This window comes from Proteus sp. PR00224 (genome assembly GCF_016238105.1).
In the GTDB taxonomy this organism is placed as follows: Bacteria; Pseudomonadota; Gammaproteobacteria; order Enterobacterales; family Enterobacteriaceae; genus Proteus.
The window spans coordinates 217,572-237,771 of record NZ_JAEHQU010000001.1 but is presented as its reverse complement, the minus strand read 5'-3'; the positions used below and the strand labels follow the sequence as shown (position 1 = coordinate 237,771).

At 36.1% G+C, this 20,200-nt stretch carries 21 protein-coding genes; 12 read left to right on the top strand and 9 right to left on the bottom strand.

Annotated features, from left to right (window positions below; genetic code table 11):
- Nucleotides 1-215 precede the first annotated feature (215 nt).
- Nucleotides 216-509: a hypothetical protein gene (locus JEP71_RS01185; RefSeq protein ID WP_109374013.1), complete on the top strand. Its 294-nt coding sequence runs from the start codon at nt 216-218 to the stop codon at nt 507-509.
- A 101-nt stretch (nt 510-610) separates the two neighbouring features.
- On the opposite strand, the gene tehA is transcribed toward JEP71_RS01185, so the two are convergent.
- The gene (gene tehA / locus JEP71_RS01180) at nt 611-1,588 is read right to left on the bottom strand and encodes a dicarboxylate transporter/tellurite-resistance protein TehA (protein WP_232797445.1); all 978 of its coding nucleotides are present in this window, start codon (nt 1,586-1,588) and stop codon (nt 611-613) included.
- Between the two features lie 239 nt (nt 1,589-1,827).
- Here tehA and osmB point away from each other — a divergent pair, with 239 nt between their 5' ends.
- From osmB to JEP71_RS01160, 4 genes are all read left to right on the top strand, one after another.
- The gene (gene osmB / locus JEP71_RS01175; RefSeq protein ID WP_109374011.1) at nt 1,828-2,049 is read left to right on the top strand and encodes an osmotically-inducible lipoprotein OsmB; all 222 of its coding nucleotides are present in this window, start codon (nt 1,828-1,830) and stop codon (nt 2,047-2,049) included.
- 255 nt (nt 2,050-2,304) lie between these two features.
- Nucleotides 2,305-3,054, top strand: a complete 750-nt coding sequence (ydfG, locus tag JEP71_RS01170; protein ID WP_198625604.1) for a bifunctional NADP-dependent 3-hydroxy acid dehydrogenase/3-hydroxypropionate dehydrogenase YdfG — start codon at nt 2,305-2,307, stop codon at nt 3,052-3,054.
- Between the two features lie 100 nt (nt 3,055-3,154).
- On the top strand, nt 3,155-3,511 hold the full coding sequence (locus JEP71_RS01165) for a DUF1283 family protein (RefSeq protein WP_088495660.1): 357 nt from the start codon (nt 3,155-3,157) through the stop codon (nt 3,509-3,511).
- Between the two features lie 53 nt (nt 3,512-3,564).
- Nucleotides 3,565-3,801, top strand: a complete 237-nt coding sequence (locus tag JEP71_RS01160) for a DUF1161 domain-containing protein (protein WP_198625603.1) — start codon at nt 3,565-3,567, stop codon at nt 3,799-3,801.
- A gap of 278 nt (nt 3,802-4,079) precedes the next feature.
- Here JEP71_RS01160 and bioD read toward each other — a convergent pair whose 3' ends face one another.
- From bioD to JEP71_RS01145, 3 genes are all read right to left on the bottom strand, one after another.
- Nucleotides 4,080-4,751 carry a dethiobiotin synthase gene (gene bioD / locus JEP71_RS01155; protein ID WP_072068031.1) on the bottom strand — a complete coding sequence of 224 codons (672 nt, stop codon included), beginning with the start codon at nt 4,749-4,751 and terminating at the stop codon, nt 4,080-4,082.
- A gap of 196 nt (nt 4,752-4,947) precedes the next feature.
- Nucleotides 4,948-6,159, bottom strand: a complete 1,212-nt coding sequence (mlc, locus tag JEP71_RS01150; RefSeq protein ID WP_409281703.1) for a sugar metabolism global transcriptional regulator Mlc — start codon at nt 6,157-6,159, stop codon at nt 4,948-4,950.
- Nucleotides 6,160-6,287: 128 nt separating this feature from the next.
- A complete protein-coding gene (locus tag JEP71_RS01145; protein ID WP_198619541.1) occupies nt 6,288-7,202 on the bottom strand; it encodes a LysR family transcriptional regulator in 915 nt (304 codons plus the stop codon).
- Between the two features lie 125 nt (nt 7,203-7,327).
- On the opposite strand from JEP71_RS01145, the gene JEP71_RS01140 reads away from it, so the two are divergent.
- The 3 genes from JEP71_RS01140 to tus all read left to right on the top strand — a co-directional run bounded on the left by JEP71_RS01140 (nt 7,328) and on the right by tus (nt 9,997).
- Nucleotides 7,328-8,611, top strand: a complete 1,284-nt coding sequence (locus JEP71_RS01140) for an MFS transporter (protein WP_198625601.1) — start codon at nt 7,328-7,330, stop codon at nt 8,609-8,611.
- A gap of 109 nt (nt 8,612-8,720) precedes the next feature.
- On the top strand, nt 8,721-8,891 hold the full coding sequence (locus JEP71_RS01135) for a hypothetical protein (protein WP_198625600.1): 171 nt from the start codon (nt 8,721-8,723) through the stop codon (nt 8,889-8,891).
- 176 nt (nt 8,892-9,067) lie between these two features.
- A complete protein-coding gene (gene tus, locus JEP71_RS01130; protein WP_198625599.1) occupies nt 9,068-9,997 on the top strand; it encodes a DNA replication terminus site-binding protein in 930 nt (309 codons plus the stop codon).
- 8 nt (nt 9,998-10,005) lie between these two features.
- On the opposite strand, the gene JEP71_RS01125 is transcribed toward tus, so the two are convergent.
- Both JEP71_RS01125 and fumC read right to left on the bottom strand, forming a co-directional pair.
- Complete coding sequence (locus JEP71_RS01125) at nt 10,006-10,365, bottom strand: hypothetical protein (RefSeq protein ID WP_198625598.1); 360 nt, start codon at nt 10,363-10,365, stop codon at nt 10,006-10,008.
- A gap of 75 nt (nt 10,366-10,440) precedes the next feature.
- Nucleotides 10,441-11,838, bottom strand: a complete 1,398-nt coding sequence (fumC, locus tag JEP71_RS01120) for a class II fumarate hydratase (protein ID WP_198619545.1) — start codon at nt 11,836-11,838, stop codon at nt 10,441-10,443.
- Nucleotides 11,839-12,418: 580 nt separating this feature from the next.
- Between fumC and JEP71_RS01115 the strand changes: the two genes are divergently transcribed.
- The gene (locus tag JEP71_RS01115) at nt 12,419-14,104 is read left to right on the top strand and encodes a YdgA family protein (RefSeq protein WP_198619546.1); all 1,686 of its coding nucleotides are present in this window, start codon (nt 12,419-12,421) and stop codon (nt 14,102-14,104) included.
- A gap of 127 nt (nt 14,105-14,231) precedes the next feature.
- On the opposite strand, the gene JEP71_RS01110 is transcribed toward JEP71_RS01115, so the two are convergent.
- The gene (locus JEP71_RS01110; protein WP_198625597.1) at nt 14,232-15,200 is read right to left on the bottom strand and encodes a VWA domain-containing protein; all 969 of its coding nucleotides are present in this window, start codon (nt 15,198-15,200) and stop codon (nt 14,232-14,234) included.
- Between the two features lie 663 nt (nt 15,201-15,863).
- On the opposite strand from JEP71_RS01110, the gene add reads away from it, so the two are divergent.
- Together add and JEP71_RS01100 are read left to right on the top strand one after the other, a co-directional pair.
- Complete coding sequence (add, locus tag JEP71_RS01105; protein WP_198625596.1) at nt 15,864-16,865, top strand: adenosine deaminase; 1,002 nt, start codon at nt 15,864-15,866, stop codon at nt 16,863-16,865.
- A 134-nt stretch (nt 16,866-16,999) separates the two neighbouring features.
- Nucleotides 17,000-17,431, top strand: a complete 432-nt coding sequence (locus JEP71_RS01100; RefSeq protein WP_198619549.1) for a hypothetical protein — start codon at nt 17,000-17,002, stop codon at nt 17,429-17,431.
- Between the two features lie 101 nt (nt 17,432-17,532).
- Here the strand turns inward: JEP71_RS01100 and JEP71_RS01095 are convergent, their stop codons facing one another.
- Nucleotides 17,533-18,522 (bottom strand): bile acid:sodium symporter family protein, encoded by a 990-nt coding sequence (locus tag JEP71_RS01095; protein ID WP_198619550.1) that lies wholly within the window; start codon nt 18,520-18,522, stop codon nt 17,533-17,535.
- Nucleotides 18,523-18,544: 22 nt separating this feature from the next.
- Complete coding sequence (locus tag JEP71_RS01090; protein WP_198625595.1) at nt 18,545-19,588, bottom strand: oxidoreductase; 1,044 nt, start codon at nt 19,586-19,588, stop codon at nt 18,545-18,547.
- Nucleotides 19,589-19,717: 129 nt separating this feature from the next.
- On the opposite strand from JEP71_RS01090, the gene JEP71_RS01085 reads away from it, so the two are divergent.
- Nucleotides 19,718-20,185, top strand: a complete 468-nt coding sequence (locus JEP71_RS01085) for a DUF2569 domain-containing protein (protein ID WP_198619552.1) — start codon at nt 19,718-19,720, stop codon at nt 20,183-20,185.
- Nucleotides 20,186-20,200 lie beyond the last annotated feature (15 nt).

The following is a 20,200-nucleotide window of genomic DNA, read 5'->3' as shown; positions in this document are numbered from 1 at the left end:
ATTATTCGCGATATTTCTTTATGTGTGGATGTATGTAATAAAAAATCATAAGCAAATAATCAATTAATAACTTTGCACTCTTTATATATTAATTTAGCCATCTTACCCATATATGTATTTATCTATTTTTATTTATCGATATAATCTAAGAGCTTATCTTTATAAAAAATATCATAACTCATTGTGTGCTTTATATTTGACAAGGAAAATAAATCATGAAAAATAATATGATGTCTTTTACTTCGGCATTATGTTGGCTAAGTTTTTGGTTCGGTGCCGTTCTTGTTGGTGCATCATGGTTATATGCAAGGTTACAAGAAAAGGTATTTCTAACTGGATTAGATAAAGGATTTTTAGAGTTAACATCACCAGATAGCACTGTCGCATTAATGTTATCGATTGGTATTATGATGGTTGCTTTAGGTTTGATTTATGTTCCTTTATATTACTCAGCCATGTTTATCGGTAATACCGTGGCTATTTTAAGTAGAAAACCAATTAGAATTTAATTCTACCTATTAAAGTATTTTAATATTTTATTGAATTATCTTTCGACTTAAAATAAAAAGAGCCTAAAGGATCTTGTTTAGGCTCTCTTTTTCTATGGTTATTAAAATACTTTAGATGGACAACATAATTTTTTTAGCCCTCTAAAAACCCATAATAATGAATGCCAAATCAGTAGTAAGATAATTAAATTAGCAAAGATAAATAGTGCCGTTGATAATAACTGCATAAAACGGCTATTAGATGCCATACTCATATTTAATGATGCTTTTGCTAACGCAGAGACACCAAAGGAAAAACTCCAAAATGGTAATGAAAATGACTGTTTAACAAACCAAGGGATTAATCTCACCATAAATAAAAGTTGTAATAGGCCATAGCCTAATAACATTTTAGCGAAGAAGTCGATATGATTATCATTGATAGCCAAATATGCACTACAGGCAACTAAAGCAGGAGCTAATTGAATACCAAATGAGAGCCGTGACTTCTCATCCATTAACCCTTCACTACGTATTCTGTTTAAAATAGCAGGTTCTAAACTTAACCAAGAAAATACGCCAGCGCCAAAAAATAAAATACCCAAATCATTAAATCCAAATGCACCACATGCCATAGCACAGATAAAGTTATTCGCCACTGTCGGTAAATATAATGCAGGTGTGGTTGCCATTTTAGGATATTCACCCTTCCATTGATAACCAATCAGCCAACTGGAATACGCTAACTGAGCAATCGCACCGAGGCTAAATAATACAAGAGAAAATAACGGTGAATAAGGACTTAAACCTATCGATACTAAAACTGTTGTTGCGGGAAATAAACTGGTAAATCCACTGGCAACGGGATGTTTAACTTCATCAAGAATAGCGTGTCGATGAAATAACCATTTGCCCAATAGAAATAACGTCAGTGTTAGCCAAACCAAACAACCCACACTAATAAATATTTCACCAATATAAGCTGGATAGTTATGCTCTTTAGCCGCATAGCGCCATGCCATACCCGTACCTATCATCCCCAGTACTACACCAAAATAGCCCGATGCAAATTGTGAAGAGAGTATCTTAAATTTATTCATTAATATCATGCTGTTATCTTAACTCATATAAATGACATAGTGCATTGATGCTTTTCTTCTGAACATAGAATAATAATATAGATAATAAAAATTATTTTGATAAAGCGCATTTAAAATATAAGTTATGAATTATGACTCACTTTAAGAGTTTTCTCCCCTTATGTTCCCGAATATTCTGATGCTCGTATAAATACGATAACGATATCTTTATATTGCCCTTTATTTCGGAGTTTATAAAAATGAATATCACGTTAAAAAAGGTTGGAACACTGTGTGTCGCTTCTGTTCTGCTTTTTTCACTTGCGGGTTGTTCTAGCATGACAAAACGCGACCGTAATACAGCAATTGGAGCCGGTGCAGGTGCTATCGGTGGTGCTATTTTAACTGATGGTAGCGCATTGGGTACTATTGGTGGTGGCGTCTTAGGTGGCGTTATTGGTCATCAAGTTGGTAAAAAATAACTGATATTGTCTTATTCAGCTAGGCTGGGTTTGTTGCTCAATAAGCCCAGTCTCAGCATTGTTAATTGCTATATCTAATCCCTCTTATCTTACAGTTGAAAACAAAAATCTTACTTATTATTAAAGATAAAAATCTTTCATATAAGAAAAGGATCTTGTTTTTAGCCTGATTTATCACAAACCCTACTTTTAAACTTGACTCTTTCTAGTGATAGCCTTTTACTTTCAATTATTATAACTATCGAGGGTAATTAAATGATTATTTTTATCACAGGTGCTTCTGCTGGTTTTGGTGAAGCCATTGCTCGTCATTTTATCAGCCACGGACACAAAGTTATTGGTACAGCCCGTCGTTTGGATAAACTGAATAACTTGCATAAAGAGCTAGGTGAACAATTTTATCCATTACAGTTAGATGTGACAGATAAAAAAGCAGTCAGTGAGATTTACACTCAATTACCTGAAAAATGGCACGAAATTGATGTGTTAGTCAATAATGCAGGATTAGCCCTAGGTTTAAATACCGCCGATAAAGCCAACCTTGATGACTGGGATACGATGATCGAGACAAATAATAAAGGTCTGGTTCATGTCACCCGCGCTATTCTTCCTTTTATGGTAGAAAGAAACAAAGGTCATGTTATTAATATCAGCTCAACAGCAGCTTCTTGGCCTTATATGGGCGGTAATGTTTATGGCGCCACTAAAGCATTTGTTAAACAATTTAGTTTAGGATTACGTGCTGATCTCCAAGGTAAAAAAGTCCGTGTGACCGATATTGAACCAGGACTTGTTGGTGGTACAGAGTTCTCATTAGTTCGTTTTAAAGGTGATAGTAATAAAGTTGAGCAAACTTATGCTAATGCAAATGCGTTAACACCTGAAGATGTGGCAGAAGCGGTATATTGGACAGCAACATTACCTGCTCATGTAAATATCAATACCCTAGAAATGATGCCTGTTAGCCAATCATTTGCAGGCTTAAGTGTTCATCGTCAGAGCTAAACGCACTGAAAACTCATATTTTATTAAAGCATCAGCTATAATTATTAAGATATAATAGTCATTGACAGTAATAGCGACATAACTTTAGAGGATAGCAACCATGATCAACACACTCACTAAGAAACAAGTTATCAGAACAATGGTGTTCTCCTTATTTCTTGGTTTATCAGTGTCTTCTTTTTCTTCTGTTGCCGCTTCCACTAATGTAACCATTAATGGTGATGGCTATGATAATGTCTTAGATAAAGAACAAGCTCGACAAATGAAAGAGGATTGGGATCAAAAGCGTGAGCTACGTACCCAAGTCAATCAGCGAGAAAAAATTGAATTTAATAAAGTAGATAAAGCCATTGATGAGCGGGATGCTTGTCTGAAAAGTGCAAACGTCTACGCTTATTGGGAGCCTGAAACTCGTCGTTGTTTAGACAGTAATACGGGTCGCCCTGTTAACCCATAAGAAAATCGTGTAAAACAGTGATGTTTTGCTTTGTAAAACAAGGAGTGATTGAAATGAAAAAATATGTATTTGCAGTAATGGCCACACTGGTTGCATTTGCACCTTTAGCCGCGAATGCGGGTTGTGATGAAGTCGTTGAGTCTATTCAACAAAAAATCGTTAATAATGGTGTGCCAGTCGCTAACTTTACTTTAACTGTCGTTGAAAACGACCAAGTTGCACAAACAGAAGGTAAAGTTGTTGGAACTTGCGAAAATGACAGCAAGAAAATCATCTATACTCGTCATTAATCTATAAGTTGATAAAATCTTGTGTTAAAAAAGGGCGCAATGTTAGCGCCCTTTTCCTTTCCACTGTTTATCAATGACTACTCTTCTGATTTATCTGATCCGCTCTATCTTATTTAGTCTTAATTTTATGTGCTATTTTTATCATTAGTATGTTTGCGACTAAATCAGAAAAAACAAAAACACCCAATGAATTTACTCATCAGGCATTTAAAAGTAACAAGTTTGGTATCGTTTAAAAACAGATAGCAATCCACTTCGTTACTTATTTATATTCTCTCTTAAGCAGGTACAGCGATTTCCAACTGACTTAAATCGAGGTAACAAGAGAGATCACGTTCTTCAGGACGTAACAAATACGGGATTTCACCAATCAGCGGTGCAGGAATATGCTGAGACAGCCTTTCCACAATTTTCGCGTAATAAGGTAATCCTGGATTTATTCTGTTCGCAACCCAACCTACTAATTTCAAACCATCATTGATAATAGATTGCGCTGTTAATATTGAGTGATTGACACAGCCTGGTTGAATACCAACAACCAAAACAACTGGGATTTGTTCTTTCACCACCCAATCAGAATAAAAAGTATTATCATCAAGCAGATAACGCCAACCACCATTACCTTCGATAACAACACACTCTGCTTTTTTACTTAAATTGTCGAGCTCATTTGAAATTTTATTAAAATCGATTTCATTTTCGCTAACATAACAATTATCAAGCAAAATAGGATTAATTTCGTCGTAGCGAACTTCAACTGGTGATGAATTATGAATAATCATAGCGTCACGATTACGTTCACCATCAGCCGTTTCATGTAATTCTGTTGCAATAGGCTTATAACCTACTGCCGTTGACCCGCCACGATTTAATGACTGAAGAAGTGCTCGGGTTACAACAGTTTTACCCACGTTGGTATCTGTCCCCGTAACAAAAAAGCGTGTTAACATATAATTTACTTCCGTTATGACAGATAAATCAGGTTCATAAAAAATGACAGAGATTAGAGTTTAGGGTAACACTGTTTCTGGTGGCTTGAGGTAGCTCAATTTTTTAGTTAATTGCTCAAAAATAGAGAATTCGTTAATGATCAATTGACGCATTTACGCATACAAAACAGTTTTGTTACGTTTTATTTAGCTTAATTTAGCCTTGCATTAATTCAATTAACAAAGAACCGTTGTACAGCGCTTCTTTCACTAAAGATGCAGCTGGCAATGTACCTTTATTTCTTAACTCTGTTTCTTCAATAATGAGTGACTTTGCATAACGAGGCATGACGTGATCTTGAATATGATTCAGCATCAAAGGAAAGAGCACTGATTTAGCGCGACATAGCGGCGAACCAATTAATATTTTTTGCGGATTAAAGATATTGATCATAACAGCCAAAATAAAACCTAATCGCTGAGCGACTAAATTTACAATTTCAAGCGCGGGTTTATCGCCAACTAATATCGCATCACACAATGTCTCCACAGTTATAGGATATTTGTTTAGCAACGAAGTGGGATCTTCTTGAGCTAATAATTGGGCTTTCTTAATTAATTGAGGAATAGCAATTTCTGTTTCTAAACACCCTTTTGCCCCACAATAACAGCTATTTTGAGAATCGATAACTTTAGTATGTCCAATTTCGACGGCGCTATGGCTGTTAGAATGTAATGTTTTTCCATTGTTTATTACGCCAGCACCAACAATGTCATCGATAACAATTTGCAGAACGTCTGAATTGTTTTTTGCCGCACCATATAAAGATTCGGCCATTGTCCATGCAGTTACGCTATGTTGTAAAAATACAGAAACACCTGTTTTTTCATGGATTTTATCGGCAAGTGGAATGTCTTTAATATCATAATAAGGTGAGCTATAAATAACACCACTAATAGGATCAACAATAGCATTCATTGTAATGCTAATTGCCGTCAATCTTTCAACATGAGATTGATAACGCTCGAAGAATTTATCAATTGCAGCTAAAAAATGATTAAGAAAATCATCGCTGTATTCCTTGGGGAAATCGAATGTATCTTCAGTAACCAGTTTGCTATCTAATTCTCTTAAACTAAAAAGTAAACTGCCTTTATTGACGCGAATACAGAGAAATTGCCAGCCTTGGCTTTCTAATTTTAATCCGACAGCAGGCCTGCCTCGAAATCCCACATCTGGGAATTCCGTTTCATGAATAAGATGCGCTTCAACTAATTCTCGCGTGATCTTAGTAATACTTGCTGGCGCAAGCTCTGCCTTTTTCGACAATGAAATACGAGAAATGGGACCATGTTCATCAATCAAGCGAAAGACTGTGCCAAGATTAAATTGTTTTACGTGATCGATGTGGCTAGGTTGGTTCCCCATTGAATGCATCCTTAATTAAAGAGCCATAATTAATTCGAGGCTCCAAATAATTCATTACCGATTATGTCGTCAATTTGTAATAATTGTACAATACTTACATAAAAAGCGTGATCAAAAACACAGATAAATCAAGATTTTTGGTGATCTAAGATATTTTTTAACAGCAATTGCGTTAATCGATTCGCCGCAGCAGGAATAGTTCGTTTATTATGTGAAACTAACCAAACTTCAGAGAACGCTTGAGAATTTGCAAAGTGTAGATAGTGCACTCCATCAACTTTCATTCGCGTAAATGATTTTGTCACAATAGAAATACCAAGTCCTGCTGCAACTAGCCCTAAAATTGTCATGGCTTCACCCGCTTCTTGTGCAATAGTTGGCGTAATTCCTGACAGACTAAGTAACTGAATAATCTCATCATAAAGTGCCGTACCAACATCTCTCTCAAAGAAAACAAAAGGATATTGCCCAATATCTTGAATATTGACCCCCGTTTCTTTGTAAGCAAGCAGTGGATGCCCTTCATAAACCGCTAATATAAAAGGCTCACGAAACAATAGCTGGTGGTGCAAATTTTCGGGTAATGTTGTGTTTCGCATGATCCCTAAATCAATACGCCCCGTTAGTAACGGCGATATCTGTTGTTTTGTATTCATTTGATGCATATGAATACCGACTTCTGGATAGTTTTCTCTAAACTGTCGCAAACTCAAGGTGACTAAATGCATAAAAGGCGTTGTTGAGGTAAAACCAATTGAAATTTCACCTAATTCACCTTTTTCCATTCTAGCGGCGCGCGTTGCGGCTGCGTTGACCTGCGCCATAATTTGATACGACTCTTTTAAAAACATTTGTCCTGCGGGTGTTAACGAAACAGAACGGTTTGTTCGCTCTAAAAGTCTAGCGCCTATTTCACCTTCAAGTGCTTGTATTTGTTGGCTTAAAGGAGGTTGAGAAATATTCAATCTTTCTGCTGCTTTACCAAAGTGAAGCTCTTCTGCAACAGCAATAAAGTAACGTAAATGTCTAAGTTCAATATTCATATTTCTCTCATGTCGCCATTGATACTTTAAAAGTCTTATTTCTAATGATTAATATATTAGACAAAAAAATCAAATATTTCTAACATTGACATAAATCAAATTTAAGTAATGGAAGTTTAATCAATATGGATACTCACGAAATAGACAGTAAAAGTATGAGCTTAGGCACTGATATTTCAGACAATACACCAAGTATAGAAAAGCCTGCTCAACACCAATCTAACCCTAAACACTATATTCAACGTGATGATGCACTGTATATAAAAGTGACAGTGTCATTTTTTATGGTCGGTTTAGCGACATTCGCCTTACTCTATTTTGTGCAACCCATATTACCGGTGTTATCTAACGAATTTTCCGTCAGCCCAGCCACCAGTAGTTTAGCTCTCTCACTTTCAACCGCTTTAATGGCATGTGGATTATTAATCACTGGCCCACTTTCAGACGCCTTTGGTCGTAAAAATGTCATGGTTATCGCACTGTTTTGCGCCGCATTTTTTACATTATTAAGTGCGACAATGAATAGCTGGACAGGTATTTTAATTACGCGAGCTTTAGTTGGACTTTCATTAAGTGGCGTTGCAGCAGTAGCAATGACGTATTTAAGTGAAGAAATTCACCCTGCTTATCTCGCATTATCAATGGGTTTATATATTAGCGGAAACTCTATTGGAGGAATGAGCGGGCGCGTTATTACAGGGGTACTAAGTGATTATTATTCTTGGCGTTTATCCGTTGTTATTCTCGGTATTTTTGCCCTTTTTGCTGCAATTACTTTCTGGAAGATATTACCAGCTTCACAGCACTTTAGGCCGACAGCATTAAAACCTCGCAATCTTCTTATAACGACTAAATTGCATTTTAGAGATAAAGGGCTGCCTTTGTTATTTATTGAAGGTGGTTTATTAATGGGTGGTTTTGTTACTTTATTTAACTATATCGGCTATCGTTTATTAGACGCACCCTATTCATTAAGTCAAACTACTGTGGGTCTGATTTCTATCGTCTATTTAAGTGGTACTTATAGCGCATCCAAAGCTGGCTTATTAACCACTAAATACGGTTTAGGCAAAGTCTTTATTGCTGGAATTTCAATGATGTTAATTGGCATATTGATTACTTTGATTGAATCACTGCCCGTTATCTTTATTGGGATGCTTATCTTAACGACAGGTTTCTTTGCTGCACATGCAGTCGCAAGTAGTTGGGTTGGTCGTCGCGCTAAACGAGGAAGAGCCCAAGCCTCTTCACTTTATCTTTTTACTTACTATGCGGGATCTAGCCTTGCAGGCACAGTGGGCGGATTATTCTGGGTGAGTTTTGGCTGGCTTGGTGTAGGGTTATTTATTGCCCTTTTAATGTTAACAGCCTTATTAATAGCATTACACTTAAACAAAGTTGCCCAGTAATTTATTGATAATTAACAAAGTGCAAAAGCAGGTTAACGCGGTTTAATGTTGTCGATTTTGCACTCCCTTCTTAAGGTATAAACTTATTCTTTAAGAAGGAATTACGATTATGGCTATTATAAAACTATCTATTACCCTGCTATTTCTCTTTTTTACATCTCTTACAAATGCATTTACAGAACAGTGCCCACCAACAAAACCAGATTGTAGTGTTATTGATGGAACGTTAATACAGTCGAATGAAAAACAAACTAGCTTTGATTTAAAAACCATCAAATAATCCCTTTTTAGGAAAAATATCATCCCAATATGCCCTTTTCACGATACACTGTATAAATAAACAGTTCATCGTGTTTTTGGAATTTATCGCTGTTAGGCGATGTACTTTTCACTGAAGCTAATGTATTGTTTTAAACAAAGGCCTGTTGTATGTTGTAACTAAATAAGGATGTTAAGATGAATCGATATGATTTAATTGAGCAATTCAATCTCTGTTTTCAGCAATTAGAAATTGAAATTAAAAAACTAACTGATGTGTTGAAAAATTTAACTTTATTACCATCAGCAGTATTTGAATTACCTGAAGTGAGTAAAGAAGAGGAACATGATGAGGTTGTTCGCGTTACGGTGTCACCTTGCTATAATGAGGAAGCTAGAGATCTCACTTTAAAGCTAATGGTGAATCTTTTTATTTATGACAATGCACCGCACATCAGTAGTAAGCGCGCTATTCGTTTACCCGGAGTGCTTTGCTTTAGTACAGATAATCAAACATTTAAGTCTGTAAAAAAACAAGTTGAGCAAATTAATTTATTAAAAAAACAGCTTTCCGATATTGTTACTAAAGAGTCTAGTATATCGAAGGAAGAGCGTTTTGATTTCGTCCATAATCAACTAAAAGGCTTAATTACGCTCAATGCTTATCGTACCCTCACCCTATTGTCTGATCCAGATACAGTGCGTTTTGGTTGGGCGAATAAGAATATTATTAAGAATTTAACGCGTAACGATGTTTTGACTCAATTAGAGAAAAGTCGCGAAGCCAATCGTGCAGTCCCCCCTTATACCAGTGAACAATGGGCTGAACGTCTGGATAAAGAGATCATCACTCTTTCTCAATTACCTGAAAATACAAAATTAAAAATAAAGCGACCTGTCAAAGTGCAACCTATTGCGCGGGTTTGGTATTCAGAACTTCAAAAACAAGTGCAATATGCGTGTCCTTTGCCTTTATTAGCTTTCTATATTGATAAAGAAAGCGACTTTAAACCCGTTATTGGCGAACTTCCTGATTATGATGCCGATAACATTCAAATTCGCCATCGCCCTAAAGCTAAAAAGCTACAATTAATTATTCCAAGAATGCATTTGTATATTGAAAAATAGAGAATATCTTATTTTTCAATAAGTTTAATTGAGCTTCCTTGAAGGATTTGCTGAAGATAATCATTAAGCTGAACAAAATGATTGTCTTCAATATCTAAATGGATTGTTATCATCACATTGTTTTTTAATGCAAGGATAATATTTTTTCGATCAAGGGTAATTTTTTCGAGCGTATTAATGGCTTCAATATCAGATAAATGGGTCATTAAACCAATTGAGTTATCTATATCTTCATCTTCTTCATCAAATCTTGAAAGAATAATGAAATGATCAGGAGAAACAGCATCATCCCCTATTCCGATAATGGTGACATCATCTTCGACATAGCAATTAACTTCTGTCGCAGTAAACGTAATTTCTTCAGTCATTATTTTTCCTATAAGATGTAAAAATCCCGCCATTATAGCGGGATTTAATATCGGTTAAATAAGTGTATCTAACACTTATTTTTTCATGCTACCAACCATATCTTCTGGACGTACCCAGCTATCGAATTCTTCCGATGTCAGATAGTTCAGTTTCAATGCAGATTCTTTTAGCGTTAAGCCTTCTTTATGCGCTTTCTTAGCAATTTCAGCGGCTTTATCGTAACCGATATGAGTATTTAACGCAGTAACTAGCATCAATGATTCATGCAGTAGTTTATTAATACGTTCACGGTTTGGCTCAATACCAATTGCACAGTGCTCATTGAAACTACGCATACCATCAGCCAATAAACGGACTGATTGTAAGAAGTTATCAATGATCATTGGGCGATAAACGTTCAGTTCAAAGTTACCTGATGCGCCACCAATATTAATAGCAACGTCATTACCCATAACTTGAGCACATAACATTGTTAATGCTTCACATTGTGTTGGGTTAACTTTACCTGGCATGATTGAACTACCTGGTTCGTTTTCAGGGATAGCGATTTCGCCAATACCACAACGAGGGCCAGAAGCTAACCAACGCACGTCGTTAGCAATCTTCATTAATGATGCAGCTAAACCTTTCAATGCACCGTGTGAATGAACTAATGCATCACAAGTTGCTAATGCTTCAAATTTATTAGGAGCCGTTACAAAAGGCTGGCCAGATAATTCAGCGATACGCTTAGCAACGCGAACAGCATATTCTGGATGGGTATTTAACCCCGTACCCACAGCTGTACCACCGAGCGCTAATTCACAAACATGAGGAACGGAATCATTGATATGTTTGATGCTGTGCTCAAGCATAGCAGCCCAACCAGAGATCTCTTGACCTAATGTCAGTGGTGTCGCATCTTGCAGGTGAGTACGACCAATTTTAACGATATCATGGAAAGCTTCTGCTTTCTCTTTGAATACTTTCAGCAGTGATTTTAATTCTGGCAGTAAATCCTGACGTAATGCAATAACAGCAGCGACATGCATGGCAGTTGGGAACACATCATTTGAACTTTGACTTTTGTTAACATCATCATTCGGATGGATTTTGCGTTCCATGCCACGGATACCACCAAGTATCTCACTACCACGGTTAGCTAACACTTCATTCATATTCATGTTTGATTGAGTGCCAGAACCGGTCTGCCAGATTGCTAATGGGAATTCAGTTGGGTGTTTACCTGCAAGCACTTCATCTGCTGCGGCGATAATTGCATCAGCGCGCTCTTTTGGTAATAAACCTAAATCCATGTTAACACCAGCGGCTGCTTTCTTCGTGATAGCAAGCGCATGGATAAGTGCAACAGGCATTTTTTCAACTGAAATACGGAAGTGTTCAAGAGAACGCTGCGTTTGAGCTCCCCATAACTGGTCAGCAGGTACTTCGATTTGCCCCATTGAGTCTTTTTCAATGCGAGTGGCTGCCATTTCAATCTCCTTAAGTACACAGAATAATTGATTAATTCCGAATCACTTTCTAGTAAATAACTCGGATACCAGTATCATGCCATAAACAGAATAATAAATATGAGAGCTAAAGCGAGCTTATGAAATTTATAACAGAATGAAATCTGTTGATTTTTTTAGAAAAATACGGTTGGCGACCTTATTTCATTGCCAACATTATTATTTAAGCTTTCATATTTATATCCATACTTATTATGAGCCTTTATTATTCATCATAAATAGAATTACATCACAATTAAATATTGTCTAAATTGAAAAAAGAGTAAAAAAAGATGTTTTTAATGCTTATTTTATTTACCTTATAAATCATATTCATTTTGCTTTAAACTCATTATGTTAGCGAGTAACTAAGTAAGTTCTGATTGCGATTTTATTCCACTAAATCTATATTTACGGTTAATATAGATGGCGATGTACATATGTGGATTATCTATATTTAAATTTAGTAAAATTTATCACCAATTTATCGGGTTGTTTAAGGGTTACAAAACAGCCTTTATAACGTACATCGCCGGATGTACACAGAGGATGGACTAGAATTATGAAGAAATCGCTTGTCGCTGTTGGTGTTATCGTCGCACTGGGTGTTGTTTGGACTGGTGCGTCGTGGTACATGGGCAGCAAAATTGAAAGTCGCTTACAGGAAGAAACGAAACTAGCTAATGTCCAATTAGCGCAACTTGCTAAAAATGCACAATTTGGCGCTGATGTTAAACTTGAAATTCGTGACTATAAGAAAGGGGTTTTTACCTCTAATGCAGACTTTGCTGTCGTGATTTCAAAAGATGCTAGTGATGCAGACCAAGAGAAAAAAGTAGAAGAAGTTATCTTTACTACCGATATTGATCATGGTCCATTCCCTCTTTCTGATCTGGCTAAGTTTAATTTAGCACCCAAATTAGCAGCAATGAATAATACGTTAGTCAACAATGATACAACGAAAGAATTATTCAAACTGACTAAAGAGAAATCTATTTTTGATATCCATACTTCTTTAGCATTCGATGGTGGAGTTTCAGGTGAAGCGAAACTAAATCCTATCGATTTTACTGAAAATGGTGACACCGTTAAAACGACGCCTCTAACGGTTGAATTCTCATCAGATAAAGATGCAACAAACTTCACAACCAAAGTTAAAGGTGACCAAGTTGTTGTGACTAAAGAAGGTGAAGAAACTTTCACAATTAAAAATATCGCGGGTTCTGTTGCAGGAACAAAAGTTAATAACGATCAATACTTATTTAATGAGCAGTTATTAAGTTTTGCTGAAATTGCACATACCAGTAAAGACAAAGCGTCTGATTTCTCGCTGAAAGATTTTTCTCTGACAACCAAAAGTGATATCAAAGATAAGCTCTTTAACATCTCTCAAACTTATTACTTTAAGTCACTAAATGTTGCAGGATTCGAATTTGGTGCAGGTAAATTTGGCTATTCAATTGATAAAGCTGATCCAGATGCTATGTTGTTATTAACCAAAGTTTATAACAACTCATTGTTACCGTGGAATAAAAATCATTTCGATAGTTCAGAAATGGTTGAACAAGCCGTTCGTGATGTTCTGGAAAAAGGCTTAGTTTTCCGTATCGATGAAGCCTCTTTAACAAATAAAAGCGGTGCAAGTAAGTTAGCCTTTAACTTAGACTTAAATGCTTTTAACGTTAAAGTATTAGAAAGCCAAGAGAAATCACCAGCAGAGTTATTTAACTATCTGTTTAAAAACATTGATTTCAATGTTGATTTATCTCTTCCAATGTTAGCTGAATTCCGTAACACCACTCAATATCTTGATGCGGCTCGTTACCAAGAAACCGCATTAACAGATGAAGATAAAAAAGAGATCGAAGCAACAACAGCGGCTGATATTGAACAGTTAAAAACTGAGCTACAGCAAAATATCAACCAAATTTCTCAAGACGAGAAAGATGCATTACCACTGATGTTACTGGCTCAAGATGGTAACGCATTAAACATGAAACTGAACTATGCTGCTGATAAATTTACCATGAATGGTAAAACTTATACTTTTGATGAATTTATGGAAGTGACCCAAGCTCCTCAAATGTTAGGTTTAGCAGCAATGTTATTCGGTATGGGCGCATCATCTTATGATTACGATGATTCTGATTATTCAGAAGAAGGTTATCAAGAAGAAATCACTGAAGATCCAGCTATTATCGAAGAACAAGAAATCTTAATTCCTGAGCAACCAGCACAAGCTCAATAATTAACTTTTTGTTAGAACGGTACGTTGTTAAAATAATCATCGGTTAAAACAATAATCTGGTAAAAAATAAATAAACACCCCATTTGTGAATAACATAATGGGGTGTTTTTTTAGCATCTTATTTTAATTAACAATCGCGATCTTTAACCAGAATATGGTGATTGTTCCATTCCTCTTTGCAACAAGAATCAATGGCTTTATTAACTATTCCAGCAAGCGTATTTACTGTTGACATAATAGACGTGAATTGTGCGCAGACCTGACTACAGCTAGATGTTTTTTCATTCGGCTTAGGAATGTTCGGTAGTGTCAAACTATCACAGAGAATTTCTTGTAATACTAAAGAGAAATTCGCAATGCCTGTGGTGTAAATATACGAGCGCCCCCCTGTTTGCTCCGCTAAACGTATATACTCTTTTGTTACGCGATCTCTATCAGCCACACTTGGGAAACGATCGAGGTTCGTTGCACTATCGTCTGGCGTTCCTTGGTAGGTATATACTTTGACTTTTTCTTGTTGGGCAACAGCAATCGCTTCGTCATTTTTTATCTTTGCCGCGTTGGTCAATATACCTCCGCCACCTTCCATACCTTCATCACCCAAAACAAAAACAGCACGACGAGCACCATCACGCCAATCAAAATGCTTACTTAAATCAATCACTGCACGACATAAATCTTCTTTATTACCCGCATGATCACGCCCATCAGCCTCTTTAAAAGGCTTTCTTGCCTGTAAGCGACTTTCAGGTACGCCTAGCGCTTTTAAATAGTCACTAGCTGATTGATCAAATTTAGTATCATCCCATGTACCTTCAATACCTAAAAAAGTCACCCGAAGTTTTGATGGGCAATTTTCCAGTGCTTTTTGTATTGCAATATCAATATCTTTACTTAAATCTGACGACTCATCAGACATAGAACCACTGGTATCAATCACGACAACTAAATCTAACGCAATCGTGCCATCACCCGTAACGACTTGTGAGCCATAACTAAGATTATTTGCGGATGAAGGCGGAAGTATTTTGGACATTAATTGGTGTTGTATATTATCATTTTTCTTTTCAAAACTAAAATCAGAATTCTCATTCATATTATATGCCTTAATTTAAAATAATTAGGTTTCTATTAAAAAATCATTGTGGAAATAATTACATTCAGTTGAATATATTTATTTAACAGCAATCTATTATGGCGTTAATTCCCTATTCTTTACCCCTTATTTAATAAAAGAGATATTTTATTTTTTAGTTCTATTTTATTTATATAAATTCAAGAAAAAACAAACTTTGTTATTTTTATAAAAATAATCTTTTTATTCTTTATTCAATTGCTTTAACCCGTGACAAACAAGCCACCTATTAAAGCAAACCATAACAAAATGATATTTCAGTTATTTTTTTACTCATTCCCCCTTTCAAACCTATCAAAATAACTGATAAGACATTTCAATTATAATGATAAATATTTTTAAACTTAATTTTTAATGTATCAATTAACCTGATAATACACGTCAATTACATTGAATATTGTAGCTAATAAATAAACACGTCTTTTTCCCATTTTTTATTTTTTAACTTAAAATTGAGAAAAAACTGCATTTTCAGTTTTAAAAATAGCCAATTTAAGTTTATTTATTAGTGAATAAAACAAAAATCAGTCATAATTATCTGCAACTCATTTATATTTACCCGATTATAAGAAAATCACTATAAACGATAGATTTTCATTATTTCTATTAAAAGGAAAATAACGCGTGATTGACACACAGTTGCCTTTAACCGATTTACATCGCCATTTAGATGGTAATATCCGCCCTCAAACTATTTTAGAGTTAGCAAAACAACATAATATTGCGCTACCAGCTTATGAATTAGAAGCATTGCGCCCTCATGTACAAATTACAAAAAATGAGCCAAGCCTTGTTAGCTTTTTACAAAAATTAGATTGGGGTGTGGCGGTTTTAGCTGATTTAGACGCATGTCATCGTGTTGCTTATGAAAACGTAGTAGATGTGGTTAATGCTGGTATCGATTACGCTGAGCTGCGATTCTCACCTTATTATATGGCAATGAAACATCAATTACCGGTTGAAGGTGTCGTGGAAGCCATTGTTGATGGTGTACAAAGCGCACGACAATCACACGATGTAGATATTCGTTTAATCGGTATTTTAAGCCGTACCTTTGGTGAAAACGCCTGCCAACAAGAATTAAATGGCTTACTAAAACATCAAGATAAAATTACAGCGCTTGATTTAGCCGGTGATGAATTAGGTTTTCCTGGTCATTTATTCCAACCTCATTTTAATCGTGCTCGTGATACTGGCTGGAATATTACGGTTCATGCTGGTGAAGCGGCGGGTGCAGAAAGTATCTGGCATGCCATTAAAGAATTGGGTGCAAGTCGTATTGGTCATGGTGTTAAAGCGATTGAAGATCCACGCTTAATGGATTACCTTGCCGAGCATCAAATTGGTATTGAGTCTTGCTTAACGTCAAATATTCAAACTAGTACTATCAATTCGTTAGTAGAGCATCCTTTAAAAACATTTTTAGAGCATGGCATTATTGCCTCTCTTAATACCGATGATCCTGCGGTTGAGGGTATTGAGCTAAAACACGAATATACCGTTGCGGCGCCTGCTGCTGGATTAACGCCAGAGCAAATCCGCCAAACACAGATTAATGGCTTAAGAATGGCATTTATTAGCCAAGCAGAACGTGACGCATTAATTAAGAAAGTAAGCTCACGTTAATATTTGATCGCTTTTTGATTAAAACCACCTGTTTATCAGGTGGTTTTTTATATTTATTGAAAATGGATGGAATGATTAATGGCTCTTAGGCTAGAATTAATTTTCAAGGGGCTATTAATCATTAAGGAAAAGCTATGTGGAATATTCATCCGACAAGAGGTCAATATAAATTATTAGCACAATATCTATCACCAATTGATGCTTCTATTGAAGCTGGTTTTCTTCAATCAGAAGGCATTGATGCGATCCTTTTAGATGAAAATATTGTTTGGAATAACCAAGTGTATGCTCAAGCGACTGGGGGGGTAAAATTACTCGTCAACTATAAAGAATTTGAGCAAGCACAGACAATGCTTAATGAACTTTACCAAGGCAAATATAATATCAACGATCAGTTAGAACCCATCGATTGTGAATTAAAGGTTGATGTGAAAAATAATAAATCTGACTATTTAAATATGGGGCTTGTATTTTTAGTCTTTTTTACACTGGGTTTAGCCCTTCCGTTTAAATCAAAATATCAATCGCTATCAGACAAAAAAGAGAATAAAGAAAAAGCTCAATAAATAAAAAAGCACCGATTAATTGTTAAATCGATGCCGTTTTTCCTAATGAACCCAATAATCAATATTCACTTAACGTTATTGTATCCACCAGCTTAAATTCATTATTTTTTCTCTGCTCTTTTACCCTGATTGGCATAGCGCTGCGCTAACACAGCACAAACCATTAATTGGATCTGATGGAATATCATTAATGGCAATAACATTACCCCAACAGTTGCTGCTGGAAATAACACATTCGCCATAGGCACACCATTTGCTAAGCTCTTTTTAGATCCACAAAAAACAATAGTGATTTCATCTTCTTTATTAAAACCAAGCAATCTTGCACTGTACACGTTCACAAAAATAACAATCGCTAACAGAATACAACTCACTCCTGCAATCGTTAATAGTGACCAACCGTCAATTTTATGCCAGATCCCTTCAACAACCGCCTCACTAAACGCCACATAAACCACCAGCAAAATAGAAGAACGATCCGTTCTATTAACTAATTTCTTATGCTTATCAACCCAACGACCAATTAAAGGGCGTGATAAGTGACCAATAATAAAAGGCACCATCAATTGCAGTAAGATCGATTGAATCGCCCCAGCAGTATCAAAATCATTCGCAGAGCCTTGCGTTTGCATTAAAAAACCGACTAATACAGGTGAAAGAAAAACACCCAGAATACTAGATGCAGATGCACTACAAATAGCAGCTGCGACATTTCCCCCTGCCACAGAAGTAAAGGCAATGGCAGATTGAACCGTCGCTGGTAACGCACAAAGATATAAAAAACCCATATAGACAGTGGGTGACATCCATTCGGGCACAATAACTTGTAATCCGAGCCCCAAAATAGGGAAAAGAATAAAGGTACTGGTAAATACAGTAAGATGTAAACGCCAATGTCCAAGTCCTGCTAATATCGCCTCTCTAGAAAGCTTCGCACCATGCAAGAAGAACAGCAGTGCTATCGCACCGGTCGTAAGATATTGGAACAAGACTTTAATATCACCTTGTGCGGGTAGTAGCGTTGCTAGCGTCACCACACAAATCATTATCATGAGAAAAGGATCGAGTTTTAATTTTTGCCACCAAGACATTAGATTTAGCGCTCCCTTTGGCTTACAGCGTAATAGTTTGTTTTAAACGATTAGAAATTTCGCCAGCTTCAATCAAACGCATAATGGCTGTTGCTTGTATTGGCGTAACAGGGTTTTCTTCACCCAATGTAATTGCACGATAAATTTGTTGGTAATAAGCGGGGTAATCACCAGAGAGTGTTGCCAGTGTTGTTGTCTCTAACTCTCCAGAATCTGACAATGTTGTTAATTCACCATCACTATTATCCATTCCCCAATTATATGTTTGGTTAGGAAGATAACCTGCTTTTAAGGCATCTTCTTGGGTATCTAAACCATACTTAACATAACTTCCTTTTGTCCCATGAATAGCAAAAATAGGTGTTGGAGACGCAACTAACATAGAAGCATGAAGAACAACTCTAAGATTTTCATATTCTAGTAATGCATGAAAGTAATCAGCATTTTTTGCATTAGGGCGTAACTGAGCAATATCAGCAGTAATCGCTTTAGGTTCACCAAATAGACAAATCGCTTGGTCAAGAACATGAGGAGCGAGATCGTACCAAAGCCCGCCTCCAATTCCGGCATCTTCTCGCCAACGTTGACGTACAGTTGGACGAAAACGATCAAAATGTGCTTCGTATGCACTAACTTCACCGAGTGTTTTATCAGCTAAAAGCTTTTTAACGGTTAAAAAGCCTGAATCCCAACGACGATTATGAAAGACGGAAATAAGTTTACCAGCATCTGTTGCTTGCTGAGTTAATTTTTCAGCTTCTTCCAGTGTCAGTGTAAACGGTTTATCAACAATAACATGTTTACCTTTTGCCAGAGCCTGTGAAGCCAGTGAATAGTGAGTATTATTTGGCGTTGGAATAATGATTAAGTCTATTGAGGGATCATTAATAAGTGCTTGAGGATCTGCATAAACCGTAATGTGAGGAAAATCTTGTTTAACTTTATTTTCATCAGAGCTTGAAATTGCACTAAGATTTAAGCCTTCGGTTGTTGTTATTAGCGGAGCATGAAAGGTTTTACTTGCATAGCCATATCCGATAATTCCAACATTGAGTTTAATTGTCATCACCCTATCCTATTTTTATATGTTTTTTTATTAACAAAAATCACTTTCACTTTTGTAGCTAAATAAATAATAACAAAGTTTGTGATAATATCTCGTTTAGTTCTGTACACAGGTAGGAATAATTAATTAATGAAATTTGATCTCAAAGCAAACACCTCGAATAACCATTCAGGCAAAGCGCCGATTACAGGATGGTTGCTTGCGCCATTGGCGTATATGATTTTGTCGATTATTGGCTCTGGATTGATGTCAGTTCTCTATGTTATTAAATATTTTTCAGATTTTTCGATCCTCCACCAGCTTCCTTTTCATTTGCTCTCTAGTTGGTATCTTTCTGCATTAACAACATGGGTGATGTTTGCCTTTACGTTATATCTGTTAAGACAATTTTTTTATCGCGCTCAAAATTTTCCACGACTATTTATTTTGTGGTTATTGATTAACTTACTCTTAGCCATTAAAAGCTTTGGTTTTGCTCCTGTTGACGATCAAACAGCGTTAAAATCCCTTCTATGGTCGGTCTTCTCGACAGTCTGTTTTGTGCCTTATATCAAGTATGCTAAGCGTGTTCGTGAAACTTTCACACAACTTCGATAACTTCACACCTTTACC

Excerpts from the sequence above, each read along its gene's own strand:
- JEP71_RS01185 (WP_109374013.1), top strand. The coding sequence starts at position 216 with ATGAAAAATAATATGATGTCTTTTACTTCGGCATTATGTTGGCTAAGT.
- tehA (WP_232797445.1), bottom strand. The coding sequence starts at position 1,588 with ATGAATAAATTTAAGATACTCTCTTCACAATTTGCATCGGGCTATTTT.
- osmB (WP_109374011.1), top strand. The coding sequence starts at position 1,828 with ATGAATATCACGTTAAAAAAGGTTGGAACACTGTGTGTCGCTTCTGTT.
- ydfG (WP_198625604.1), top strand. The coding sequence starts at position 2,305 with ATGATTATTTTTATCACAGGTGCTTCTGCTGGTTTTGGTGAAGCCATT.
- JEP71_RS01165 (WP_088495660.1), top strand. The coding sequence starts at position 3,155 with ATGATCAACACACTCACTAAGAAACAAGTTATCAGAACAATGGTGTTC.
- JEP71_RS01160 (WP_198625603.1), top strand. The coding sequence starts at position 3,565 with ATGAAAAAATATGTATTTGCAGTAATGGCCACACTGGTTGCATTTGCA.
- bioD (WP_072068031.1), bottom strand. The coding sequence starts at position 4,751 with ATGTTAACACGCTTTTTTGTTACGGGGACAGATACCAACGTGGGTAAA.
- mlc (WP_409281703.1), bottom strand. The coding sequence starts at position 6,159 with ATGGGGAACCAACCTAGCCACATCGATCACGTAAAACAATTTAATCTT.
- JEP71_RS01145 (WP_198619541.1), bottom strand. The coding sequence starts at position 7,202 with ATGAATATTGAACTTAGACATTTACGTTACTTTATTGCTGTTGCAGAA.
- JEP71_RS01140 (WP_198625601.1), top strand. The coding sequence starts at position 7,328 with ATGGATACTCACGAAATAGACAGTAAAAGTATGAGCTTAGGCACTGAT.
- JEP71_RS01135 (WP_198625600.1), top strand. The coding sequence starts at position 8,721 with ATGGCTATTATAAAACTATCTATTACCCTGCTATTTCTCTTTTTTACA.
- tus (WP_198625599.1), top strand. The coding sequence starts at position 9,068 with ATGAATCGATATGATTTAATTGAGCAATTCAATCTCTGTTTTCAGCAA.
- JEP71_RS01125 (WP_198625598.1), bottom strand. The coding sequence starts at position 10,365 with ATGACTGAAGAAATTACGTTTACTGCGACAGAAGTTAATTGCTATGTC.
- fumC (WP_198619545.1), bottom strand. The coding sequence starts at position 11,838 with ATGGCAGCCACTCGCATTGAAAAAGACTCAATGGGGCAAATCGAAGTA.
- JEP71_RS01115 (WP_198619546.1), top strand. The coding sequence starts at position 12,419 with ATGAAGAAATCGCTTGTCGCTGTTGGTGTTATCGTCGCACTGGGTGTT.
- JEP71_RS01110 (WP_198625597.1), bottom strand. The coding sequence starts at position 15,200 with ATGAATGAGAATTCTGATTTTAGTTTTGAAAAGAAAAATGATAATATA.
- JEP71_RS01100 (WP_198619549.1), top strand. The coding sequence starts at position 17,000 with ATGTGGAATATTCATCCGACAAGAGGTCAATATAAATTATTAGCACAA.
- JEP71_RS01095 (WP_198619550.1), bottom strand. The coding sequence starts at position 18,522 with ATGTCTTGGTGGCAAAAATTAAAACTCGATCCTTTTCTCATGATAATG.
- JEP71_RS01090 (WP_198625595.1), bottom strand. The coding sequence starts at position 19,588 with ATGACAATTAAACTCAATGTTGGAATTATCGGATATGGCTATGCAAGT.
- JEP71_RS01085 (WP_198619552.1), top strand. The coding sequence starts at position 19,718 with ATGAAATTTGATCTCAAAGCAAACACCTCGAATAACCATTCAGGCAAA.